Source organism: Methylosinus sp. Ce-a6 (assembly GCF_009811655.1).
In the GTDB taxonomy this organism is placed as follows: Bacteria; Pseudomonadota; Alphaproteobacteria; order Rhizobiales; family Beijerinckiaceae; genus Methylosinus.
In genome coordinates this window covers 1-19,671 of sequence record NZ_BGJX01000048.1, presented here as the reverse complement: position 1 = coordinate 19,671, position 19,671 = coordinate 1, and the positions used below count along the sequence as shown (strand labels likewise).

Sequence of the window (19,671 nt, the reverse complement as noted above, 5' to 3'; positions counted from 1 at the left end):
TTTGCTAGAACCGATCGTCAGAGCTTTCGAAAGCTGAGATGGTTGCGATTGGATCGCACCGTCCCCTTTGCTAGAACCGAGATAGGCGGCGCGCATCGCAGGATCCTGTTGCGATTGGATCGCACCGTCCCCTTTGCTAGAACGTGGAGGCGGAGAGGGACGCGCTTCGTAATGTTGCGATTGGATCGCACCGTCCCCTTTGCTAGAACGCGATATGTCCGCAGGCCAGAGCGGCGCAGGTTGCGATTGGATCGCACCGTCCCCTTTGCTAGAACCAAATGCCGCCGCGATGCGCGCCCGGTGCGGTTGCGATTGGATCGCACCGTCCCCTTTGCTAGAACAGCGCATCGAGGCGCCAGCGTGTCGGCCTGTTGCGATTGGATCGCACCGTCCCCTTTGCTAGAACTGGCCCGACATACGCGATCCGGATTATCCGGTTGCGATTGGATCGCACCGTCCCCTTTGCTAGAACGCTGTCGAGATCGTCGAGATGATGCGATCGGTTGCGATTGGATCGCACCGTCCCCTTTGCTAGAACACACAGCGGATCATAATCACGCCTAAGGAAGTTGCGATTGGATCGCACCGTCCCCTTTGCTAGAACCGCGGTGACGATTGCCTGAACGATCGCCAGGTTGCGATTGGATCGCACCGTCCCCTTTGCTAGAACCTGCGCCGAGGATGGCTTGATGCAGGCGGCGGTTGCGATTGGATCGCACCGTCCCCTTTGCTAGAACGAGATCATCAAGAAATACGGACTCAGCCATGTTGCGATTGGATCGCACCGTCCCCTTTGCTAGAACAACGGCGGCCATCGAATCCTATCGGTGGCGGTTGCGATTGGATCGCACCGTCCCCTTTGCTAGAACATAGGTGATGCGGAACACCTGCTGGTCGGTGTTGCGATTGGATCGCACCGTCCCCTTTGCTAGAACTGCCTTGGAAAAAGCCCTTGATTTAAAGGGCTTTTTCCCTGTTTTTCTGCAGGAAAAGCCGGAGTGCTCGACGAAAACTCCGTGCATGAGCGCCGATTTTTGCACGCCGTCAAAACAGGGTGAGCTGGTCCGGACGTTCTGGCTTCGGCTCGTCGCGTCGGCCCCGGAACGAGAAAATATTCTGATATTGTTTGTCGGTGAAGAACAAGACATCGACCTTGCCGTTCTTGGGCACCTTCTTGCCGATCCGGTTGGTGATCGCGAGCGCTTGTTCTTTTCCGCCCGTAAAGCGAATATAAACAGATAACTGCATCATGGTGAAGCCTTCGTCGAGGAGGAATTCGCGGAATTTCGTCGCCCGCCGGCGTTCGGCTTTCGTGAGAACGGGCAAATCGAACACGGCCATGACCCACATGATTCGATACCCCGACAGAACGCTCACGGTTCGTCTCTGGCCGGCTGCTCGGGCAATGGAACCAGCGGGGCCGGAAACGAGAGCTTCTTGCGTTCGTTCGTAAAGACTTGAGCGAGCGAGATCGCGAGCTTGGCCAGGCAATTGGTCAGCGGTGCGCGCCCTTCGCTCGTCGCGTAGTCGCCGTACAACACATTTACGAGTTCGCGCTTCGCCGCTGCGTCCAATTCGCTGCGTCCTCCCTGCGTGAGCATGCGCGCCGCGAGATCGACCGCCGGCCGGAACGGCTCCATCAGATCGTCCGCGAGCCGGAGCGCGTCGCCTCGACTGCGATGAAAGAGACCGAGCGAAGGATTGAGGCCCGCAGCCACGATCGCCCGCGCCGCAGCGGCCCGCAATACCGTGTAGCCGTAGTTGAGGAATAGATTGACGTCGCCGCCGTCCCGATCCCGCCGAAATCCATGTCCGAACATCAGAGGAAAATATTTCTGCGCGGCGAGCGCTTCCGCATTTCCCGGGTCGCCGGAGCGGACGCTGGCCTTCAGCCGTTTCAAGGCCTCTGCTTCGACGCCGAGTTTTTCGAGCGCGAGGGCTTGCGCTTCGATCTTCGCCGTGACGATCTCCGCCCAGAGACGTTTGCGCACTGGCCGATCCGAATCCGCCTGCGCCTCCATCCGGTCGCCCTGAGCATGGTGGCCATCGACGGGAAGCAACCACATGACCGGTGTGAAGCGCTCGCCACAAATGACGACGGGCGCGCCCCGCGCCGCGAGGGCGGCGAGAAGCTGACCGGAATAGGAGATGGCCGGCGTCGCCGCGACGACCGCCTCGATATCGTCGAGCGGCACACGGCCCAAAAGGCCGTCGGCGCAGGAAACGGAAAGAAATCCGCGTTCGAGGGAGAGCTTTCTCCCTTCGCCGGAAATTTCGACGATGCGACGTAACATAATGACGCAACTCCGCGCCGTTGGAAAACACGACGGCGAAAACGCGATCGGAGGTTGCGGAAAACGGGCCAGCCGCTTTCAGGCGAGTGGTCTCGCCGGGATGAAGCGACGAGACCGTCTTAGCAAAGGGGCGGTGCGATCCAATCGCAACTCACTCTAACGTGCACGACTTAAAGCTTAAGTCCTTAGGTCTTACCTTAGGTCTTAACGCCATTCGCGGCGAAGAAAGTGATCTTTATTTGTTTTTGATTAGACGTTTATTTTTCCCGGAATCTTTGCCGACAATCCTCCGATCAATATTAACTTGCGTTGTGATGTCAATCTTAAATGCTCCTCTATTTGAGTTTCTATTTACGATCACGGCGTTTCTCGTCGTCAGCTTTTGTAGCAAAGGGTCTTTCATGATTTTATTTCTTGACGTTAGAGTGAAAGAAATGAGTTCCAAACTTACACCCAATCACGCCATACAGATGGGACTGCAAGGTGTGACTAAAAACTGTAACAGTCCCGGATTTTATTTGCAATGCAGCCAAGCTCATCGATCGCAATTTTCTGTGCGTTGCGTATCCGCATTCCCCCGATATTCGCGAAGTCCCAACGGAATGGGTCTTCCGGATCGTCGTGGCGCTTCTGAAGTTCGCCGGCTTCATTGTGCCCGACGAGATAGACAATCCCGTTTGATGGCGACAAGCGCACCACTTTCTTGATCCGCCGCTCGCCGTCCTTGTCGTCGATCTCCACGAAATCGCCTTTGTGCAGTCGCATGACGAGCTTGCCGCCGATGCGGTCGCGCTCCCATTGCGGCCGCCAGCCCTTTTGATTCACCTCGAAAAGTGAGGCGGCGAAGCCTTTCCACACATGGCCGCCGTTCCCGTCTTTCAACGAGACGACGTCCATGCACCAATTCTCGCTGGGCACGACCGCCTTATAGGGCTTGCCGTTGCGACGATCCTCGATTTCGACATTCGTGGCCTCGGGCTTCAGCAGTCGCACATGGCGGATGGGATTGCGCGGCTTGCCCGTTCGTTCCTGTTCGGCATGCGCTTCAGCCTGCGCGAATGCGATCAGCGCCGCTTCGAGCTTCTCGCCCGAGGCTTGAACGGCGTCGCGTAACGCGAGCAGCTTCTTGCGCAGATCGGTGTCGCGCACGCGCTCGATCTCCTTGGGCGTCAGCGCGGTCAGCGCCTTGCGGTAGACGAGATTGCCGATCTGGCGTTCGGCCTCGTCCCGCACGAGGCCATAGGCCGTATCCTCATGCAGCGCGCCGCCTTTGGCGTGCTCCGGCTTGTGCGAGACGATCGTCTTGCGCACTAGCTCGCGAACGTCGTCGCGGAACGTCGGATAGGGATCGGGAATGTCGTCCGCGATCCGGCCGCGCTCCTCGCTCGATTCCGACTCTCCGGCGCGTTGCGCCAGCCGGTTGAGAATGCTTCGCGAGATGCATCCGATCGCCGCCGCGTCGATGGCGTGATGGCGGTGATCGTCCCGGTTCTTGCGATCGTCGCCCAGAATGGAATTGAGCCCCCATTTGTGGCGCAGCAAGGAAGTGAGATTGCCGGTGACGGCCCAGACGTCGGGGGCGACGCATTCGAGATATTCCTTGGCGACGCGGGAAAGGTGCTTGGTCTCGTTCAATTGCCGATCGAGAAAATCGCGCTCGCGCGTATCGAAGCGTTCCATAGCGTCCGGCGCAAAACGCCAGCGCTTGTTATACGGCAATTTCTCGGCGTTCGCCTCGATAGCGCTCCAATCGTTCCTGTAGCCGAAGGCTTCGTGCGGCGTGCGATTGCGCTTCTCGCGATTTGCATTGCGAAAGCAGACGACCTTGTTCGCCGCGCTGTCGTCGAGCGTTCTGGAAAAAGGCAGGATGTGATCGATCTCGATTTCTTCCGAGAATAATTGTTCGATGCCGATCTGGTTCCTGGAATAGGGGCAAACCGAGTTCAAGCCGTCGCGCTGCTCCTCCCACAACCTCAGAAGCGTGCGATTGAGGCCGTTGTCCTCCACGCCACATTCGGCCAATTGCTTCTTGCGCCGGTCGTTCGCCGTCCTGTTCTCCCGGTTCTTCCGCTCGATATCGTCCTTTTGCTTCTTGTTCAGCTTCAACTCGCGCGCGAGTTCGAGGACGACCTCATCCGGCTTGCCGTAGACAGCGATCAACTCGTTGACGATGCGCCGCAATTGATTGAGGCCGATATGCACCGTGGGATTGGCGATGCGGCCGTAGCATTTTTCTTCCCATGCCGGGCGCCGGCGGCGTCGCTCCGAGGCGCTCATCTTTTTCCATCCCGGCTGCGCCTCTTCGGGTTCGCCTGTGCCGAAGGCGACATGCCGTTCGAGGACGCGCGCGTAATAAGGCAGCCGATCGAGCTTTTCCTCGGTCGAGAAATCGGAATGATGATAGCCGGCGTTTTCTGCCGCTTTGGCATAGGTGATCACCGCAGCCTTCAATTCCGCGAGCACCTCGGCGTTGGCGGTCTTGCCGAGACGCCCATGGCCGTCCGGCAGGCTCATGCCGGCGACATTGCTCGCGGCTTCCGCGTCCAATCCGCATTCCGCTCTCAACCAAGCGATCAACGACTCTTCGTCTTCCTCGGTCAGGAGCCGCGAGACAATCTCGTCCTTGCGCTCCAACGGGAGATTACGCCAGACGTTTCCGAATGCTTTTTTCTTGGCGGAGCCGACAAGTCTCCTCGCGGTCTCGCAGCCTTCGATCTTCTCGTCGATCTCCTCGCGGCTGAACAGAATTTCGGAGTCGAGCTTGAGCGCCTTTCGAATCTGATCCCATGTCAGCGATTTGCCGCCGAGCAGCGTCGCGGCGAGCGGCTCGCGCTGCTCTCGCGTCAACTGTCGGTCGAGACGAAACCGCGGACCGAAGCGCAATTCGTTCAACTGTTGATAAATCCGTCGCGCCTGCACGGATGGCAGGGCGGCGGGCAATCGTTCCTCGTGAGGGTTCAGCGTGCAGCGGCCGGGCTTCGCATCTTTCAGCTTTCTTTGATGAAAGATCGCTTCGGCGATCTTGCATTTTACGTCCGGCGTCAGCCGCTCGGGGTCGAACGCCGCTTGTGCCGACCAAAGCGCATCGAATTCCCGCCGGACGAGATCGCGGGTCGGATAGAATTCGTGCTCGGCTTTCGTTCCGACGCCCGCCAGTCGAAAACGCGCGTGGTTTCCCGTTTTCAAGCGCCGGTGCAGAAACTCGCCAAGCGTGCGGCTTCCGTCATGCTCGAGCTGCTCGGCCAGGCGCTTGGCCGCCTCCTTCAGGACGCCGCTTTCCTTGTCCTTCGCATCCGCCTTGCGGTTCGACTGAAAGCCGCGCCGCTGGTTGAGATGAAACAGCGCCCTGCCGAACTCGAAGGGCTCGAGCGCGCGATCGAGTCCAGCCGTGCGCAGGGCGTACGGGTCGAGCCGCTCGAGCTTCTTGCGCGCCCCTTCCTCCGCCGGCAGCAGGCCATGTTCGATCAAGAGACGGATGAGTTTGCGCTGGCGTTGGAGATAACGATCACGTCGCCGGCGCGCCGCCTTGGGAACGCGCCGCATCATCGCCAGAGACGAACCGTCCTTGGGGCTGCGACCATCGGAATAAATCCGCGCGCCGAGCGCTTTCACGCCGATAATTTCTGTCGCCTGACCCTGCCGCGTCGCGCCTGCCGGGAGGGTGGTGGTTCCGAGAAGCACGACCCAGCCGATCGAGTTTGTGCCGATGTCGAATGCGAAACGAAGAATCGAGCGAACTGTCATGCAAAAATCCATGCGGTCTCGACGAAAGGTTCTGGACGGGACAGTTGCAAACCAGTCTAGGCGTGCTACGCTTAGGTTGTCTAGCAAAGGAGACGGTGTGGTCTCTTCGTTAACAAGAGGACAACCTCACCAAATCACGGGCAGGCTCCGGTCTGCCCGTTTTTGCTCGAAGCGCAGCTCGATTAGCGCGCCTCAAGCAATAGCGCCCCTCGGAAGGAGACTCTCTCATAGCCGGCGGAGCGAGCAACTGATCCCGACAATTAGCAATTAACTTCAATGATATACGTGTTCGTATCTTTGCCCAGACCGGCGCGCCAATCAAACGCTTGGAGCTGATTTCGGAGCCGATCGCAGGGCCTTTTGGCGGTCGCGCCGAGAATCGATGCGCCGAGAATCAATGCAGATACGCCATGATACGAGATGAGTAGGCGGCGGCCGAGGGCATGGCCGCGACGCCGAGATTGGAGAGCAGCGCCCCTGCTGCGTCGGGATCGTCCAGCATGGAATCCTCGAGCGCGTCGGAGACGACAACCGAATCCCCCAGCGCATTGGCGATGATGAGCCGTAGCAGGGCGTGGTCCTCCGACATCGCGAGCAGCGGCGACGAGGCGCTGGGAACGAAACTGACGTGAGAAGCATTCGCGCCGCTGGTGCCGACCTGAGCGAGGTAATAGTCGACGTGATAACTCCGAAGGCTTCCGTATAAAAACGCTGCTTCTCCCACACTAAAGACAGCCGAGAGCGGGCAAACCCGAATCCCTCGGCCGAATTTATTTTACGCGCGATAGATTCTGCGCGTGCGCGAAGAAAAAGGCGGAACTTCGTCGAAAAAGCCAGCGACGACACGATCGGACGAACGCTCGAGAAACCTTCTCGAGCCGCGCCTCGAGCAGCAATGGGTAATCGCGCCACACACTGAGCCTCGGCCGCGCGCGGAGGACAAGAAGGGTCTCTCGATCCGCCGTGGCGATGGCTTCGGGGCGGCGGCCCGCCGCCGGCGCCTCGAATTTGGGCGCGCATGCGCGGATCCCGAGGCGTGCGCCAGAGCGGTAGGCCCATAATATCAGTTTATTGAGCCGCAGACTGCGGCTTCGGCCCGCCGAGGAGCGATTCGCACTGCGCTGTTCCGTCGCATGCGCGCTTATTGTATCTCTCCAAGACAGGCATAGGCTCGCCGAATTCGAAATATGGACGGCGGAGGACCGTATGGGGAGCGCCCAGGAAAGCAAAGAAACGGTAAGGCTGGTGGCGGTCGTCGCGATCGTCGCGGTCGTATCGCTCGCCGTGGCGGTGGGGCTCAGAATGTGGAAATAGGATCGGCTCGAGCGCGGCTCACGCGATAATGTCGGGCGTCAGCTGGTCGTCGAGAAAAGCGATGCGATCGCGCAGCAGCAATTTTCGTTTTTTCAATCGCTGAATTTGTAGCTGGTCCACGGCGCCGACGGCGAGAAGGGCGTCGATCGCATCCTCCAGGTCTTTGTGCTCGAGCCTCAGGCGCTCCACTTCGATACGGATCGAGTTGCGTTCGGCTTCGCTGAGCTCTTCGACCATTCGACAACCTGACCGAGCGCCGCCTCATGGCGAGTCGTGACGCGCGATTATCGCCTCGCGACACATTCATCTTCAAGTCCTAATGCGAAGGCGGCGACGCCTTCGGGCGAAATTCCGAGCTTCAATCGACGGCGATCGCCTTGTCCAGATCGACGCAGGCGGAGGGGTCGACGCGCTCGAGCTCGAAGACGCGGTCCTGGCGCGAGAGCTCGAGATAGGTCGATGTCTTCTTCTGATCCGGGCCGCGCCAGCCGCTCACGCCGTCGCCCATATAGAGGGTGACGGAAGCCCCGTCTTCCGCGAGATCGATGGAAAACTCGCCGCCTTCCTCGGCCGAGCCGCCGAGCCCGCCGCGCGCCATGCATTGCGCCGCCGCCTCATCGCGGAAGGATCGGATGGGCCGCGCCCCGAGAATGTCGCGATCGGCCCCTTCGCTAGAGGCGCAGCCGCCGACGACATAGAAGGGCTTGCCCCGCCCTTTGTGACGAAATTCGAGGCGCAGGTCGCGCGCCTCCTCGGGCGTGAGGGGGAGCGCGCGACGAAGCGACAGCCGCACGGAGACGACCGTCTGGCCGGGACGGGCGCGAAGATGCGCCTCGTCGTAGCGGCGAAAGAAGCAGGCGTCGCTCGGCGGAATTTTCTCGATCAGCTGATTTTTGGCGGCGGCGGCGCTCGAAAGAGCGAGAAACAGCAAGGCGCAGATCGGACGGCTCATCGTCGCAATGTCATCCCCCGGCGGGCGCCGGCGCATAGGCTTCGCGCATCGAAGCGATCTGCGCGATCTTGTCGCCGAGCGCGCGCCAGTCGTCGCGCTCTGCGATTTGCGCCCAGATGGATTCGACCTCTTCGATGAGCATAGTGCAGGGGACGGGGCGGCGGAAATAGGGGTGATCGAGATTGGCCGAGGGCGCCGTCTCATGCGCGGCGAGCGCCTCGCGCAGCCCTACGAATTCCGGCGCGTCATAGGCCGCGGCCTGCGGGCTGGCGGCGGCGCGCTCGCGGCTCGCCAGCCCGCCGCGCCAGTCGAAGAAGGTCTGCTCGAAGGACGCCTGCGTCTTGCCGAGAAATTCGAGCAGCGCCTTGGCGAGGGCGGCGTCCCCCGCCTGATCCTGCGCCGGCAGCAGGCCGAATCGGTCGAGCAGGGCGAGCTGGAACTCGCGCTGAATGACGCTCTGATAGGAGCCGAGAGCCTGCTCGGCCCGCTGGAGCCCGACATGCGGCAATATGGTCTCCGCGAGCCGGGTGAGATTCCAGCCGAGCGCGCCCGGCTGGCGGCCGAAGGCGTAGAGCCCGCTCTCGTCGAAATAGGCCGCCGTGAATTGCGGATCGTAGCGCGGCGCGAATCGCCACGGCCCATAGTCGAAGCTCTCGCCGGTGATGTTGATATTGTCCGAATTGAGCACGCCATGGACGAAGCCCGCCGCCATATAGCGCGCGCCGAGCCGCGCGACGCGGGCGACGACGCGCTCCAGAAAGGCGCCGGCGCGGCTCTCGGCCGGCTCGTCGGCGAGCTCCGGGAAATAATGGGCGACGCAATAGTCGATGAGCCGCCCGAGCGCTTGCGTGTCGTCGAAATGGGCGAGGCGCTGGAAGGTGCCGATGCGGATGTGGGAATGGGAGAGCCGCACCAGCACGGCGGAGCGGGTCGGCGAGGGCTCATCGCCGCGATAGAGCGGCTCGCCGGTCTCGATCAGGCTGAAGCTCTTGGAGGTGTCGACGCCGAGCGCCTCCAGCATTTCCGTCGCGAGAATCTCGCGCACGCCGCCTTTGAGCGTGAGCTTGCCGTCGCCCTGGCGCGACCAGGGCGTGCGGCCGGAGCCTTTGGTTCCGAGGTCGAGCAGCCGCCCGTCCACGGCGTCGCGCAGCTGCGCGAAGAGGAAGCCGCGACCGTCGCCAATGTCCGGATTATACATGTGGAATTGATGGCCGTGGTAGCGTAGCGCCAATGGCTGGGCGAAACCGCCGGGCAGGGGCTCGAAACGGCCGAAATGGGCGATCCATTCGTCGTCGGTCAACGTGTCGAGGCCGACACGCTCCGCCCAACGCTGATTGCGGTGGCGCAGAAGATGTTTTGGGAAGCGGGCGGGCTCGACGAGATCGAAGAAGCCGTCGCCGAGCGAGGCGTGAAGAGTTTCGGCGCGATAGCGCGTGGAAGGGGGCATGGGGCGGCTTCGTTCTCGCGGTCGAAAGATTGTGCGGCGGGCGGGCGCTTCGAAGCAAGCCGGGCGCCCGAAACCGGCTTCCCCGAAATAAAAAAGGCGGAGAATCGCTCTCCGCCTCGTCGATGCTCGACTTTTCTTCGAGGACTGTCAGTGCAGGCTGACGCCTTGCCGCAGCTTGGTTATCTCGTCCTTGAGCTGAAGCTTCTTGCGCTTCAGCTCGTGGAGCTTCGAATCGTCGCGTCGGGAATGGTGCTGCTCCTGCTCGATCTCTTTTTTGAGAGCCTGATGGCGGCGTTCGAGCTCGACGAGATGGGTCTGTAGCGACATACGGCGCCTCCTTTGGTGCATGACAGAAGGACGACGTCAGTGTGACACGAATTCGAAGGCCGGCAAGGGGCGAAAAAGTCGCGGGAGCGCGAATTATTTTGCCGAAAGGCTCTGTTCGCGGAAGGGATTCTTAACAATTTCCGGCCGGCGGACCGCGCTTCGCCTCGAGCGTCGAAACGTCTCGAACGGCGCTTGCGCCCCGGCCCGACAGCCATTATACCCGCTGCACTCGCGCTGGACCGAAGCATACGGCCGGCGCCGGGGGCGCGTAGCTCAGCGGGAGAGCACTACGTTGACATCGTAGGGGTCACAGGTTCAATCCCTGTCGCGCCCACCATTCAAATCAGGCAGTTAGGGCAAGGGTTCCGAACCCTTCCGAGGGGCGCGGACGCAACCGGGTGGCATCCTCGCGCCGACGCTTTTTCTCACGTGATCGGCCTGCGCTCATGTCCTGTCCAGCCAATCACGTCCATCGGCCGCGCGCCGCTGGCGACGCGGCGGAACCGGCCCGCGAGCGCCGGCACATCGAGCGAGCCTGGCAGGTCCGAGACGTCGACAATCTCTCGCCGACCGCATGCGCACTCTCCTCGAGCCGAAAGCGTCAATGCGCGACTCCACGCAATCGGCGCAATTCTATCCGAAGTTTGGCCCGGGCTGAGACGAGAAGCGAAGCCGCAAAGGCCATAGAGGCGACGGCTCGCAGAGAGTGGAAGGTTGTTGCGATGATTGCTCTCGCGAATGGACGGCGGCCGCGGAAGATATTGCTTCTCATCGTCGCGCTCGTCACTGCGTTGCCTCTCGCGGGCTGTTACACTCCCGGACAACGCGCCACAGGCGGCGCGATCATCGGCGGCATCGGCGGCGCAGGAATCGGCGCTCTGGCGTCTGGAGGCCTTGCCGGCCCGACGCTCGCTGGCGCGGCAATCGGGGCGGCAGGCGGCGCGATCGTCGGCGCGGTCACCGCGCCCCGGCGTTACAGTTGGCGGCGCCACGCCTACCGGCATCGCTACGACTGATTCACCCATCATCGAGCCGTCCGAGCCGGCACAGAGCCAGACGCAAAAACGCCCCGCGCTTACATCCGGCGTCGGGGCGTTTCGCTGTTGCGTTCGGTTCCGGGAAACCTTCGGCTTGCTCGTAGATTAGGCGGCGCGGGTATTTGATGCAAGCGCGGGCGCCGTGGCTCATAGACTTCATCGAGCGCGCCGCCTGCGAGAAAGACGTCCCGAGCGGCGCCGATAAAAACGAAAGACGAGGCGCGCGTTTCCAGCCGAACCGGCGTCCGCTTCGGTTGGAAACGCTCTATTCCGAAAGAAGGAAGCGTAGTAACGAAGATGATAAAGATCGAGATCGAAAAGCAAAACGCGGTCACGCTGCTGGTCTCGCTACAGCGGCGCTGGAATTGATCCAGCGGGTCGAAAATCAGTATCTCGACAAGCTGTCGCCGGCGATCGTCGCGATCGAACAGGCGCTGAAGAATCCGCCCTGCCAGAGAGGCGCGCGGCCGCGCGCCGTGGAGATAGAATTCGCACAGGCTCGGCGCGCATTCGACCGCGCCTCTCGTCTGTGACATATCTGTCTGCGCGGCAGGCTCGGTTCTCGACGAATGTTTTGGTCCGTTGCGCGCCTCTTCGATAGGGAAGTCGCCGATTGCAATCCACATCGATATCGGCTCAAATAGAAAAGATTCGACCGCCGAGGAAACCACCATGTCCGAAGCCGAAGACAAAGCGCTCGTCGCACAGATACTTTCTTCTTATCTTTCAAATAACACTGTTGCCCCTATCGACCTTCCTTCCGTCATCGAGGCGGTGAAGAAAGCCTTCGGCGGCGGCGGCGCCGAGACGGCCGACGCCCCCGAGGGCGAGGCTAGACACTGGCGGCCTTCGGTTCCGGTGAAGAAATCCGTCAGCGCGGACGCCATTACTTGCCTTTGTTGCGGTGAGGCGTTCAAATCCTTGAAACGCCACTTGCAGGCCGAACACAAGCTGACGCCGGACGAATATCGCGCCGCCTTCGATTTGAAGAGCGACTATCCGATCGTCGCGCCCAATTACGCTGCTCAGCGTTCCGCGCTGGCGAAATCGCTCGGTCTCGGGCGCAAGCCCGCGGCGAAGGCCGTCCCGGCGCCGGCGAAGGCCGTCCCCGCGCCCAAGAAGCGCGGCGCGCCAGCGAGGAGGGCGGTGGTCGACGCCTGAAAAGGCGTTCGTCGAACGGGCGAAATCGCCGCGTAGGCTCGGGCGATTTTTCCGTTTTCGCTCCCGACGGCGCGGCGGTCGAAACAGAGTTCAACTCGCGCCTGCGGCGTATTGAGAGCGTGAAATCAAAAGCCGAGAGGTTTCCCGCCGAAGTGGACGCCGGTTCGGCGTCGGAGACGCGTCGAAACGAAATGCGTCGCCGCGAGCCCTCGAGCCGGGCGGGCGTCCCGGAGCGTCCGCTCATGGGTCCGGGCGATGTCAGACGCGGCCCGCGAACAACATGCGGCGACTGTCTCCCTCGAGCGCCAATGCGGTGAGGATGGAGGTCGCGAAGGCGCCCGTATCGATATTGATGCGGTTGGCCTGGACGTCGGGCTCGCAGACGGGCGTATGGCCGTGCACGATCATCTTTTCCCAGCCGCCTCGGTGGTTCAGGAATTCGTCTCGTATCCAGAGCAGATCTTCCGCCTTCTGCCGGTCGAGCGGCACGTCGGGCTTCGCCCCGGCGTGACAGAAGAAATAGTCGCCATAGCTCGCCGTCAGCCGCGTCTGCGCGAGGAATTGGCGATGGTGGTCCGGGAGCCGCGCCAGCAGGGCGCGCCGCGCCTCTTCATAGCCCTTGCCGCGCATCGCGGCGGAGATGTCCACGCCGTAGGAATGGAGCGTCTCCAGGCCGCCGAACCTGCGCCAGTTCTCGAGGATCGAATCGTCCTCGAGGAAACGCATCAGCACCTCTTCATGATTGCCCCGCAAGGCGTGAAAAGGCGTCGGAAAATCGTTGCGGCTCAGCCAGTCGACGACGGTCGAGGATTGGAGGCCGCGATCGACATAGTCGCCGAGAAAGATCGTCAGCACATCTGCGGGCGCGGAGGGGAGCTCCTCTTCGATGCGGCGGGCGAGCGCGTCGAGGAGATCGGCGCGCCCATGGATGTCGCCGATCGCATAGATGCGCAGATCGGCTGGAAGGACCGTCGGAAAGCCGCTCTGCAGCGTTTCAAATTGCGCCAATCGTGAAATCGTCATCGCGCCGACCCGGTCCCGCCGCGGGAGGCCGCCGCGACATGCGCAAATTCTAAAGCATATCGATCGCCGGCGATATCGCGCGTGACCGCGATGATTCGGCATTTGTCGTCTATCGTTCGTAAGGCTCTCTTTAAGAACGCCTTACGGCTGGACGGAGTGGTGTTCGACGCTCGACCTCCCCTTCGAAGTGGGGGTGGAAACGCCTCTTCCGGCGCTCGGGTCACGCTCGCCCATCGTCCGGCTCGGAACGCCGCGCGAGGGTTTCTTCGATGGCGCGACGTCAGACCGAGACTTTCCGGCACTCTTCCGCGCAGGCCTTGCAGGCGTCGCCGCAGGCCTTGCATTCGGCATTTTGCGGGAAGCGATCGCATTCTTTCTTGCAGGCGACGCAGACGTCGCCGACGGCCTTGGCGAGAGTCGGCGTGAAGGGCGAGTTGACCGCCGCCAAGCTCTCGAGCGCGGCGCAGGCGGCGACGAGATCATAGGCGGCCTTCGTGCAGCCGGCCATGCTCGTGTCGTTCATCGACAGCATCCCGAAACAATGACGCAGACATTCATTGCCGGTCGACACGCATTCGGCGCTCGTCTTCATCAGCGCCTGAAATTTCGGCCCATGCATCATATGCTCGGCATGGGGATTGGTCGTCTGGGGATTGGTCGTCTGATCCTCGGCCAGAGCGCGTGTGGCGGAGAGAGCGGCGGCCGCGCCGACCGCGGCGACGAATTCGCGGCGTTCCATGGAAGAGCCTCGTTCGCTCGAGAGAGTTTTGCTCTAACTGGCGTGGGCCGCAGAATGTTCAATCCGATTTTCGTCGATGCGACGGTCGTTTCGTTGCGCGGACGGCAAGCGCTCGCCATCTAGACGAAGAAAGGGGAGGAGGAAATGCAGTCCACGATCACGCTCGAGCTCGCGCGCGGCGACGCCGCAGCGCTCGTCGGCAGTCTTCGTCGCCGTTCCGAGCGGCTGTGCGACATTCGTCGGGAACTTTGCGCGCCAGACGAATTCGACGAATTGGAGCGCGAGGAGCGCGCCTATTTCGACGCCGAATATGCGCTCGTCGAACGCGTCATCGGCTTGCTGTCCCGAGCGCTGGAAGCGGACGGGCGGCAGTAGAGCTCCTGGCCGGTCAGGCCGTCGCGTCCCAGGCCAGAGGCCGCTGCGCGCGCCGTCGCGCCTCGGGCCAGCGCGCGAGCAGCATCTTCAGCACGACCATCAGATCGACGGCGGCGCGCGCCTGGCCGAGATCGACATAGGCGCGAATGTCGGCCACCAGAATATCGCGAACGGCCGCAACGCCGCGGTGGCGATTGAGGAGATAGCTCGCGAGCGCGCGCTCATGCGCCCGTGAGGGCGCGACGCCGTCCAGGGATGGCGGGACGAGGCCGCTCGGGGCCAAAATTTCGGCTAGCTGCGTCATCGGTCGACTCCATCGACTCGTTTCTGACGCAGAGCGCTAGACCGAGCGCGATGAGCTTTTGTGACAGCGCGCCCCGTGGAAATTACCTATTCGGCGAAGCCTCGGCGGCGTAGGGCCTTTCGCCGAGCAGGCGCTCGGCCGTCTCGGCGACGCGAATCCACACGCCATGGCCTTCGTTGTCGCCGACTCTTTCGAGATCGGCGGCCCGCTCGCGCGCGTTGAACGGCGCTTCGCCTTGCAAGCGGCGGGTCAAGGCGCGGGCATGAATCTCGACGGCCTGATCCAGAGAAATCTCCATGACCGACTCCTCGGCTGTGTGCTCCGCTGCCCGGCCTGGACTGCGGGGGCCGGGCTGCGCGGCCCGGCGCCGCGCTCGCTCTCGAGACAGCATTTGTCGCATGAGGAGCGCGGCGGCGGCGTGCGGCGCATCGTCGCATTGATCATTCGACCGCAGGCGAGGCCCTCGTCAGCTCATTTTGTCATTCCCGACGCTCGCGCGGCGAGCGATCGGGAAACCAGCGCAGCGGGCGGAGTTTTCGTGTCGTTGTTCTAGGATGCGACGCGCGTCGCGCCCGACGCCGAACGCCGACGCTCGACGGCGGCGGCGAGACGGCGCAGCAGCTCGAGCGAGGTCGGCCAGTCGAGGCAGCCGTCGGTGACGCTCTGGCCATAGACGAGCGGCTTGCCCGGAACGATGTCCTGGCGCCCGCCGAGCAGATGGCTCTCGATCATCAGCCCGATGATTCGGCGCTCTCCCGCTTCGATCTGCCGCGCCACATGCTCGGCGACGGCGGGCTGGTTCTCCGGCTTCTTGCCGCTGTTGGCGTGCGACGCGTCGATCATCAGAAACGGCGAGACGCCCGACTTCTCCGCTTCCTTCGCTGCGGCGTCCACGCTGTCGGCGTCGTAATTCGGCGCCTTTCCGCCGCGCAGGATGATGTGGCAGTCCTCATTGCCGCTGGCCGAGGCGATCGCCGAGCGGCCCTCCTTGGTGACGGCGAGGAAATGATGCGGCTGCGAGGCGGAGAGCACCGCGTCCAGCGCGATGCGCACATTGCCGTCGGTGCCGTTCTTGAATCCGACCGGGCAGGAGAGGCCCGAGGCGAGCTCGCGATGCGCCTGGCTCTCCGTGGTGCGCGCGCCGATCGCGCCCCAGCCGACGAGGTCGGCGATATATTGCGGCGTCGTCATGTCGAGGAATTCGCAGCCCGCCGGCAGGCCCAGCTCATTGACGTCGAGCAGCAGGCGCCGGGCGAGGCGCAGTCCCGCTTCTATGTCGAAGCTGCCGTCGAGGCGCGGGTCGTTGATGAGGCCCTTCCAGCCGACCGTCGTGCGCGGCTTCTCGAAATAGACGCGCATGATGATCTCGAGCCGATCGCCGAGCTCGCGTCTCGCATCCGCGAGCAGGCGCGCATATTCCATCGCGGCTTCTGGATCGTGAACGGAGCAGGGGCCGATGACGACGGCGAGGCGGTCGTCGCGCCCGCGCAGGATTTCGCGCAGAGCGGCGCGGGCGCCGAGCACGACAGCGCTCGCCCTCTCGCTGCGCGGCAGTTCGCGCATGATCTCGGCGGGCGTGCTCAGCTCGGTGATTTTGACGATGCGAAGGTCGTCGGTCTTACTCGGCACGGCGGATTTCCTTTTCTCGAAGGTCTCACGCCGGCGGCACAAAAAAACCGCCAGCGGGACTGGCGGCTCTCGGGGTTTTCAGCTCCAGCGCTCGTTCGTCACATGCGCTCGCCTCCCGTCGCCGCCGACGCAGGATAGCTAAAATACCAGTAGTAGCGCGTGGCTCGGACGAGGGTCATGGCGGCAGAGTTAAAGCGGGGCGGGGGAGAGAGTCAAGGCGGGCGAACCGTGACGCAACCGCGACGCGCCGGCATTCTAGTCGTCCGGACTGGCCGGAGGCGGCGGCGTATCCCCCGAGCGTCGAGGAATCAAATGGACGTGGGCGTGGAAGATCTTCTGCCCCGCCGCGATCCCGATATTCGAGCCGAAATTGAATCCCTCGACCTTCGGGTCTTCGAGGCGGATCGCCGCTCGGATTTCGGCGGCGAGCAGATGCAGCGCTTCGCGTTCTTCGGGCGTCGCTTCGAAAATGTCGGAGACATGCCGTTTCGTGACGATCAGCGAATGGAGAGGGCGCGCCGGGACTTTGTCTCGGATCGCGAAAGCCAGCCGGTTCTCGCCGAGCAGCGCGAGCGAATGCGTCGAACAGAAGGGACAGGAGATCATTGCTTTGGTTCGCTCTTGTCATAATGGTGGCCGCCGCGCGCCGAGTGAAGCGTCTCTTCACGGCGCCGGCACGCAGGGCCCCGAATATCCGGTCATGCGCATATTCAATGGCGAGCCGTTCTCCTTGCCTTCGGCCGAAGCCGTCGCCGATCAACGGTAGATTTCGGCGATCGCCAGAAACTCCTTCGCCGTCAAGGACGCGCCGCCGACCAGCGCGCCGTCGACATTTTGCACCCGCAGCAGCTCCGCCGCATTGGCGGGCTTCACCGAGCCGCCATAGAGAATGCGCGTCGCCCGCGCGGCTTCGCCGAAGCGCGCGACGAGCCGCGCTCTGATCGCGGCGTGCATTTCCGCCACATCCTGCGGCGTCGGCGTGAGGCCGGTGCCGATCGCCCAGACCGGCTCATAGGCGACGACGAGCCGTTCCGGCGCGACGTCTCGCGGCAGCGAGCCGTCGATCTGGCCTTCGACGATCGACGCGGCGCGGCCGGCGTCGCGCTCGGCGCGCGTCTCGCCGACGCAGACGATCGGCGTGAGAGAGGCGCGCAGGCCGGCCTCGGCCTTGGCGCGCGTCGCCGCGTCGCTCTCGCCGTGATCGCTACGCCGCTCGCTATGGCCGACGATCACATAAGACGCGCCGGCGTCGGCGAGCATTTCAGCGGACACGTCGCCGGTATGGGCGCCGCTCGCCTTTTCGTGGCAATCCTGCCCGCCGAGGGCGATCCCGGCGCGCGCGGCGGTCGGCGCGACGCGAAAGAGAAGCGTCGCAGGCGGGCAGATCGCCAGCTCGACTTTGCCGCGTAAGGCGGCGTCATAGCCCGCGGCGATCGTCTCGATCTCGCCGAGCGACGCCGAAAGCCCGTTCATTTTCCAGTTTCCGGCGACGAGCGGGCGCGGCGTCGAAAGCATGTCCGGGCTTTCCTCTCAAATCGAAGCGATGAAGCGAGCGAATTTGGCCATATCAGCGCCCGCCGTCCTGGGCAATTCGCCGCGACGCCGCGCGGTTGCGGGCGCGTGAAAAATTCTCGGCGCCCGCGGCGGGTTGCCGGGCGTCCGGCCGACGGCTATAAGCGCCGCGATCATATCTCACCCTCGAACTCGACGAGACGACGCGCCCATGGCGACCGAACGCACATTCTCCATCATCAAGCCGGACGCCACCAAGCGCAATCTGACCGGCAAGATCAACGCCCTCATCGAGGACGCCGGGCTCCGCATCGTGGCGCAGAAGCGTATCCGCATGACGCGCGAGCAGGCCGAGACCTTCTACGGCGTCCATAAGGAGCGTCCCTTCTTCGGCGAGCTGATCGATTCGATCACCTCCGGCCCGGTGGTGGTCCAAGTGCTGGAAGGCGAGGGCGCCATCGCCAAATATCGCACAGTCATGGGCGCGACCAATCCGGCGAGCGCCGATCCGGGCACGATCCGCAAGGAATTCGCCGTGTCGATCGGCGAGAATTCCGTGCATGGCTCCGACGCGCCGGAGACCGCAGCGATCGAGATTCCGCAATTCTTCTCGGGCAACGAGATCGTCGGCTGACGCCTCAGGCGGAGGCGAAGCTCGGGAAATAGGCGGCGAGCAGCCTGTCCCGATAAGCGATGAGATTGCGCCTGCCGGCGACCGCGTCGCGAAGCGGCGAGACCAGCTCGCCAACGAGCGTCTGCGCCACCATGGCGAAGGCGGTCGCGTCCGCTGCGCTCGGCGCCTCGCCGAAGAGATAGGGCTTGTCGCCGAGCAGGACGGAGAGCGCCTCTATGTCGCGCCGTCCAAGCTCGGCGAGCTCGTCTTTGGAGTGCCGGCCGAGGCCCTGCGCCCGGAGGCTGCGCGCGACTTTCTTGCGGATCAATGCCTTCACGAGGGGGCGGATCGGCGCCGGCGCGCCGGCGAAGAACTTCGCCGGGCCCCGCGCGAAATTGCCCTCGTCGATCCAGCGGGCCTGAACCAGCAGCCAGTAATAATGTTCCTCCAGCATCTTCTCGATCGCCCATCCGGCGGCGCGCTGTTCGAGCGCGAGGCCGGCGTCGAAATCGATGCCGTATTTCTTCTCGAGATAGAAGCGGATGAACGTCGAGTCGGCGACGATCGTCCCGTCGTCGTCGATATAGGGAAGCTTGCCCTTGGGCGCGCGGCCGAAGCCGGAATGGTCTTCGACATAGCGCAGGCCGGCGAATTTCAGCAGCGTCATCGCCTTGAGCACGAAGGGGCTCGCGTCCGGAAGGCCGAAATAGGGTCCGAAAGAGTATAATTTGATCATCGACGCCACCTCTTTTTCACCCGTTCCAGCCATATGTCGAATTTCGCTCGCGCCGTTCCGGCGCCGCCGAGGCCGACGAATACACGGCTTCTCCAGGTTAACATGAGAACGACGCGCATCGGCTCGCGCGCCGCGGCGAATGAGCGAGACGAGGAGGACGCCATATGAAAAATCGGAGCCCATATTGGATATGGCGCGCGGCGGGGCTGTTGTCGCTCTCGATCCTGCTTTTGGCGACGCCGTTCGATGGCGCGCTCGGCCTCGCCAAGCTGCTGGCTTTCGCGGTCTATCTTTGTGTTTTCGCTCTGCCGAGCCCATGCCGGAGCGGAACGGCCTATCCCTTCGCGCATGGATTCCGACGCGGGGCGGGCTGCTCTGTTCGGACTCAGAACCTGACTCAAAAGACAACTATCGCGCGAGCCGCCTGATTGCGATCTGGATCGACGCCAGAACGACGAAGGTTT

The 19,671-nt window shown here is 63.0% G+C and carries 21 protein-coding genes, 1 tRNA gene and 1 CRISPR repeat array; of the genes, 5 read left to right on the top strand and 17 right to left on the bottom strand.

The genetic code is table 11. The features are described 5' to 3' along the window. Positions 1 to 41: 41 nt before the first annotated feature. A CRISPR array of direct repeats spans positions 42 to 935; the repeat unit is 36 nt; unit sequence GTTGCGATTGGATCGCACCGTCCCCTTTGCTAGAAC. A 109-nt stretch (positions 936 to 1,044) separates the two neighbouring features. From cas2 to Mspo_RS18030, 8 genes are all read right to left on the bottom strand, one after another. Beyond that, entirely contained in the window at positions 1,045 to 1,341 is a 297-nt protein-coding gene (gene cas2, locus Mspo_RS18065) for a CRISPR-associated endonuclease Cas2 (RefSeq protein ID WP_244613538.1), read from the bottom strand. Between the two features lie 32 nt (positions 1,342 to 1,373). Next, a complete protein-coding gene (cas1, locus tag Mspo_RS18060; protein WP_159732340.1) occupies positions 1,374 to 2,294 on the bottom strand; it encodes a type II CRISPR-associated endonuclease Cas1 in 921 nt (306 codons plus the stop codon). A gap of 489 nt (positions 2,295 to 2,783) precedes the next feature. After that, the gene (cas9, locus tag Mspo_RS18055) at positions 2,784 to 6,038 is read right to left on the bottom strand and encodes a type II CRISPR RNA-guided endonuclease Cas9 (RefSeq protein ID WP_159732338.1); all 3,255 of its coding nucleotides are present in this window, start codon (positions 6,036 to 6,038) and stop codon (positions 2,784 to 2,786) included. Between the two features lie 394 nt (positions 6,039 to 6,432). Continuing rightward, positions 6,433 to 6,762 carry a hypothetical protein gene (locus Mspo_RS18050; RefSeq protein ID WP_159732335.1) on the bottom strand — a complete coding sequence of 110 codons (330 nt, stop codon included), beginning with the start codon at positions 6,760 to 6,762 and terminating at the stop codon, positions 6,433 to 6,435. 608 nt (positions 6,763 to 7,370) lie between these two features. Next, positions 7,371 to 7,589 carry a YdcH family protein gene (locus Mspo_RS18045; protein WP_159732333.1) on the bottom strand — a complete coding sequence of 73 codons (219 nt, stop codon included), beginning with the start codon at positions 7,587 to 7,589 and terminating at the stop codon, positions 7,371 to 7,373. A gap of 121 nt (positions 7,590 to 7,710) precedes the next feature. Further along, entirely contained in the window at positions 7,711 to 8,304 is a 594-nt protein-coding gene (locus Mspo_RS18040; RefSeq protein ID WP_159732330.1) for a hypothetical protein, read from the bottom strand. 10 nt (positions 8,305 to 8,314) lie between these two features. Continuing rightward, positions 8,315 to 9,751 carry a protein adenylyltransferase SelO gene (locus tag Mspo_RS18035; protein ID WP_159732327.1) on the bottom strand — a complete coding sequence of 479 codons (1,437 nt, stop codon included), beginning with the start codon at positions 9,749 to 9,751 and terminating at the stop codon, positions 8,315 to 8,317. A 147-nt stretch (positions 9,752 to 9,898) separates the two neighbouring features. Continuing rightward, positions 9,899 to 10,078 (bottom strand): YdcH family protein, encoded by a 180-nt coding sequence (locus tag Mspo_RS18030; RefSeq protein WP_159732324.1) that lies wholly within the window; start codon positions 10,076 to 10,078, stop codon positions 9,899 to 9,901. A 262-nt stretch (positions 10,079 to 10,340) separates the two neighbouring features. Between Mspo_RS18030 and Mspo_RS18025 the strand changes: the two genes are divergently transcribed. Both Mspo_RS18025 and Mspo_RS18020 read left to right on the top strand, forming a co-directional pair. Continuing rightward, positions 10,341 to 10,415: transfer RNA gene (locus Mspo_RS18025), tRNA-Val, on the top strand. A 385-nt stretch (positions 10,416 to 10,800) separates the two neighbouring features. Beyond that, a complete protein-coding gene (locus tag Mspo_RS18020; protein ID WP_159732321.1) occupies positions 10,801 to 11,094 on the top strand; it encodes a hypothetical protein in 294 nt (97 codons plus the stop codon). A 59-nt stretch (positions 11,095 to 11,153) separates the two neighbouring features. On the opposite strand, the gene Mspo_RS18015 is transcribed toward Mspo_RS18020, so the two are convergent. Beyond that, positions 11,154 to 11,789 carry a hypothetical protein gene (locus tag Mspo_RS18015; protein ID WP_159732318.1) on the bottom strand — a complete coding sequence of 212 codons (636 nt, stop codon included), beginning with the start codon at positions 11,787 to 11,789 and terminating at the stop codon, positions 11,154 to 11,156. On the opposite strand from Mspo_RS18015, the gene Mspo_RS18010 reads away from it, so the two are divergent. After that, the gene (locus Mspo_RS18010; RefSeq protein ID WP_159732315.1) at positions 11,788 to 12,276 is read left to right on the top strand and encodes a MucR family transcriptional regulator; all 489 of its coding nucleotides are present in this window, start codon (positions 11,788 to 11,790) and stop codon (positions 12,274 to 12,276) included. The two genes, Mspo_RS18015 and Mspo_RS18010, sit on opposite strands and share 2 nt — an antisense overlap. A gap of 258 nt (positions 12,277 to 12,534) precedes the next feature. On the opposite strand, the gene Mspo_RS18005 is transcribed toward Mspo_RS18010, so the two are convergent. Then, positions 12,535 to 13,284 (bottom strand): metallophosphoesterase family protein, encoded by a 750-nt coding sequence (locus tag Mspo_RS18005; protein WP_244613537.1) that lies wholly within the window; start codon positions 13,282 to 13,284, stop codon positions 12,535 to 12,537. A 295-nt stretch (positions 13,285 to 13,579) separates the two neighbouring features. Beyond that, positions 13,580 to 14,038, bottom strand: a complete 459-nt coding sequence (locus tag Mspo_RS18000; RefSeq protein ID WP_159732309.1) for a four-helix bundle copper-binding protein — start codon at positions 14,036 to 14,038, stop codon at positions 13,580 to 13,582. Between the two features lie 144 nt (positions 14,039 to 14,182). On the opposite strand from Mspo_RS18000, the gene Mspo_RS17995 reads away from it, so the two are divergent. Then, the gene (locus Mspo_RS17995; protein WP_159732306.1) at positions 14,183 to 14,413 is read left to right on the top strand and encodes a hypothetical protein; all 231 of its coding nucleotides are present in this window, start codon (positions 14,183 to 14,185) and stop codon (positions 14,411 to 14,413) included. Positions 14,414 to 14,426: 13 nt separating this feature from the next. On the opposite strand, the gene Mspo_RS17990 is transcribed toward Mspo_RS17995, so the two are convergent. From Mspo_RS17990 to tpiA, 5 genes are all read right to left on the bottom strand, one after another. Next, positions 14,427 to 14,717 (bottom strand): hypothetical protein, encoded by a 291-nt coding sequence (locus tag Mspo_RS17990; RefSeq protein WP_244613536.1) that lies wholly within the window; start codon positions 14,715 to 14,717, stop codon positions 14,427 to 14,429. 82 nt (positions 14,718 to 14,799) lie between these two features. Then, positions 14,800 to 15,015: a hypothetical protein gene (locus tag Mspo_RS17985; protein ID WP_159732303.1), complete on the bottom strand. Its 216-nt coding sequence runs from the start codon at positions 15,013 to 15,015 to the stop codon at positions 14,800 to 14,802. A gap of 251 nt (positions 15,016 to 15,266) precedes the next feature. Then, entirely contained in the window at positions 15,267 to 16,346 is a 1,080-nt protein-coding gene (locus Mspo_RS17980; RefSeq protein ID WP_159732300.1) for a 3-deoxy-7-phosphoheptulonate synthase, read from the bottom strand. Between the two features lie 255 nt (positions 16,347 to 16,601). Next, positions 16,602 to 16,952 carry an HIT family protein gene (locus tag Mspo_RS17975; RefSeq protein ID WP_159732297.1) on the bottom strand — a complete coding sequence of 117 codons (351 nt, stop codon included), beginning with the start codon at positions 16,950 to 16,952 and terminating at the stop codon, positions 16,602 to 16,604. A gap of 150 nt (positions 16,953 to 17,102) precedes the next feature. Then, the gene (gene tpiA / locus Mspo_RS17970) at positions 17,103 to 17,861 is read right to left on the bottom strand and encodes a triose-phosphate isomerase (protein ID WP_159732294.1); all 759 of its coding nucleotides are present in this window, start codon (positions 17,859 to 17,861) and stop codon (positions 17,103 to 17,105) included. A gap of 208 nt (positions 17,862 to 18,069) precedes the next feature. On the opposite strand from tpiA, the gene ndk reads away from it, so the two are divergent. After that, positions 18,070 to 18,492, top strand: coding sequence for a nucleoside-diphosphate kinase (gene ndk, locus Mspo_RS17965; protein WP_159732291.1), 423 nt, complete (start codon positions 18,070 to 18,072; stop codon positions 18,490 to 18,492). 4 nt (positions 18,493 to 18,496) lie between these two features. On the opposite strand, the gene Mspo_RS17960 is transcribed toward ndk, so the two are convergent. After that, positions 18,497 to 19,207, bottom strand: a complete 711-nt coding sequence (locus Mspo_RS17960) for a glutathione S-transferase family protein (RefSeq protein ID WP_159732343.1) — start codon at positions 19,205 to 19,207, stop codon at positions 18,497 to 18,499. Positions 19,208 to 19,671 lie beyond the last annotated feature (464 nt).

What these genes read in the sequence shown, in the direction of transcription:
- cas1 (WP_159732340.1), bottom strand. Translation starts at nt 2,294, where the DNA reads ATGTTACGTCGCATCGTCGAAATTTCCGGCGAAGGGAGAAAGCTCTCC.
- tpiA (WP_159732294.1), bottom strand. Translation starts at nt 17,861, where the DNA reads ATGCTTTCGACGCCGCGCCCGCTCGTCGCCGGAAACTGGAAAATGAAC.
- cas2 (WP_244613538.1), bottom strand. Translation starts at nt 1,341, where the DNA reads ATGGCCGTGTTCGATTTGCCCGTTCTCACGAAAGCCGAACGCCGGCGG.
- Mspo_RS18000 (WP_159732309.1), bottom strand. Translation starts at nt 14,038, where the DNA reads ATGGAACGCCGCGAATTCGTCGCCGCGGTCGGCGCGGCCGCCGCTCTC.
- Mspo_RS17985 (WP_159732303.1), bottom strand. Translation starts at nt 15,015, where the DNA reads ATGGAGATTTCTCTGGATCAGGCCGTCGAGATTCATGCCCGCGCCTTG.
- cas9 (WP_159732338.1), bottom strand. Translation starts at nt 6,038, where the DNA reads ATGACAGTTCGCTCGATTCTTCGTTTCGCATTCGACATCGGCACAAAC.
- Mspo_RS18035 (WP_159732327.1), bottom strand. Translation starts at nt 9,751, where the DNA reads ATGCCCCCTTCCACGCGCTATCGCGCCGAAACTCTTCACGCCTCGCTC.
- Mspo_RS17975 (WP_159732297.1), bottom strand. Translation starts at nt 16,952, where the DNA reads ATGATCTCCTGTCCCTTCTGTTCGACGCATTCGCTCGCGCTGCTCGGC.
- Mspo_RS17995 (WP_159732306.1), top strand. Translation starts at nt 14,183, where the DNA reads ATGCAGTCCACGATCACGCTCGAGCTCGCGCGCGGCGACGCCGCAGCG.
- ndk (WP_159732291.1), top strand. Translation starts at nt 18,070, where the DNA reads ATGGCGACCGAACGCACATTCTCCATCATCAAGCCGGACGCCACCAAG.
- Mspo_RS17960 (WP_159732343.1), bottom strand. Translation starts at nt 19,207, where the DNA reads ATGATCAAATTATACTCTTTCGGACCCTATTTCGGCCTTCCGGACGCG.
- Mspo_RS18015 (WP_159732318.1), bottom strand. Translation starts at nt 11,789, where the DNA reads ATGGTGGTTTCCTCGGCGGTCGAATCTTTTCTATTTGAGCCGATATCG.
- Mspo_RS18020 (WP_159732321.1), top strand. Translation starts at nt 10,801, where the DNA reads ATGATTGCTCTCGCGAATGGACGGCGGCCGCGGAAGATATTGCTTCTC.
- Mspo_RS18010 (WP_159732315.1), top strand. Translation starts at nt 11,788, where the DNA reads ATGTCCGAAGCCGAAGACAAAGCGCTCGTCGCACAGATACTTTCTTCT.
- Mspo_RS17990 (WP_244613536.1), bottom strand. Translation starts at nt 14,717, where the DNA reads ATGACGCAGCTAGCCGAAATTTTGGCCCCGAGCGGCCTCGTCCCGCCA.
- Mspo_RS18030 (WP_159732324.1), bottom strand. Translation starts at nt 10,078, where the DNA reads ATGTCGCTACAGACCCATCTCGTCGAGCTCGAACGCCGCCATCAGGCT.
- Mspo_RS18040 (WP_159732330.1), bottom strand. Translation starts at nt 8,304, where the DNA reads ATGAGCCGTCCGATCTGCGCCTTGCTGTTTCTCGCTCTTTCGAGCGCC.
- Mspo_RS18045 (WP_159732333.1), bottom strand. Translation starts at nt 7,589, where the DNA reads ATGGTCGAAGAGCTCAGCGAAGCCGAACGCAACTCGATCCGTATCGAA.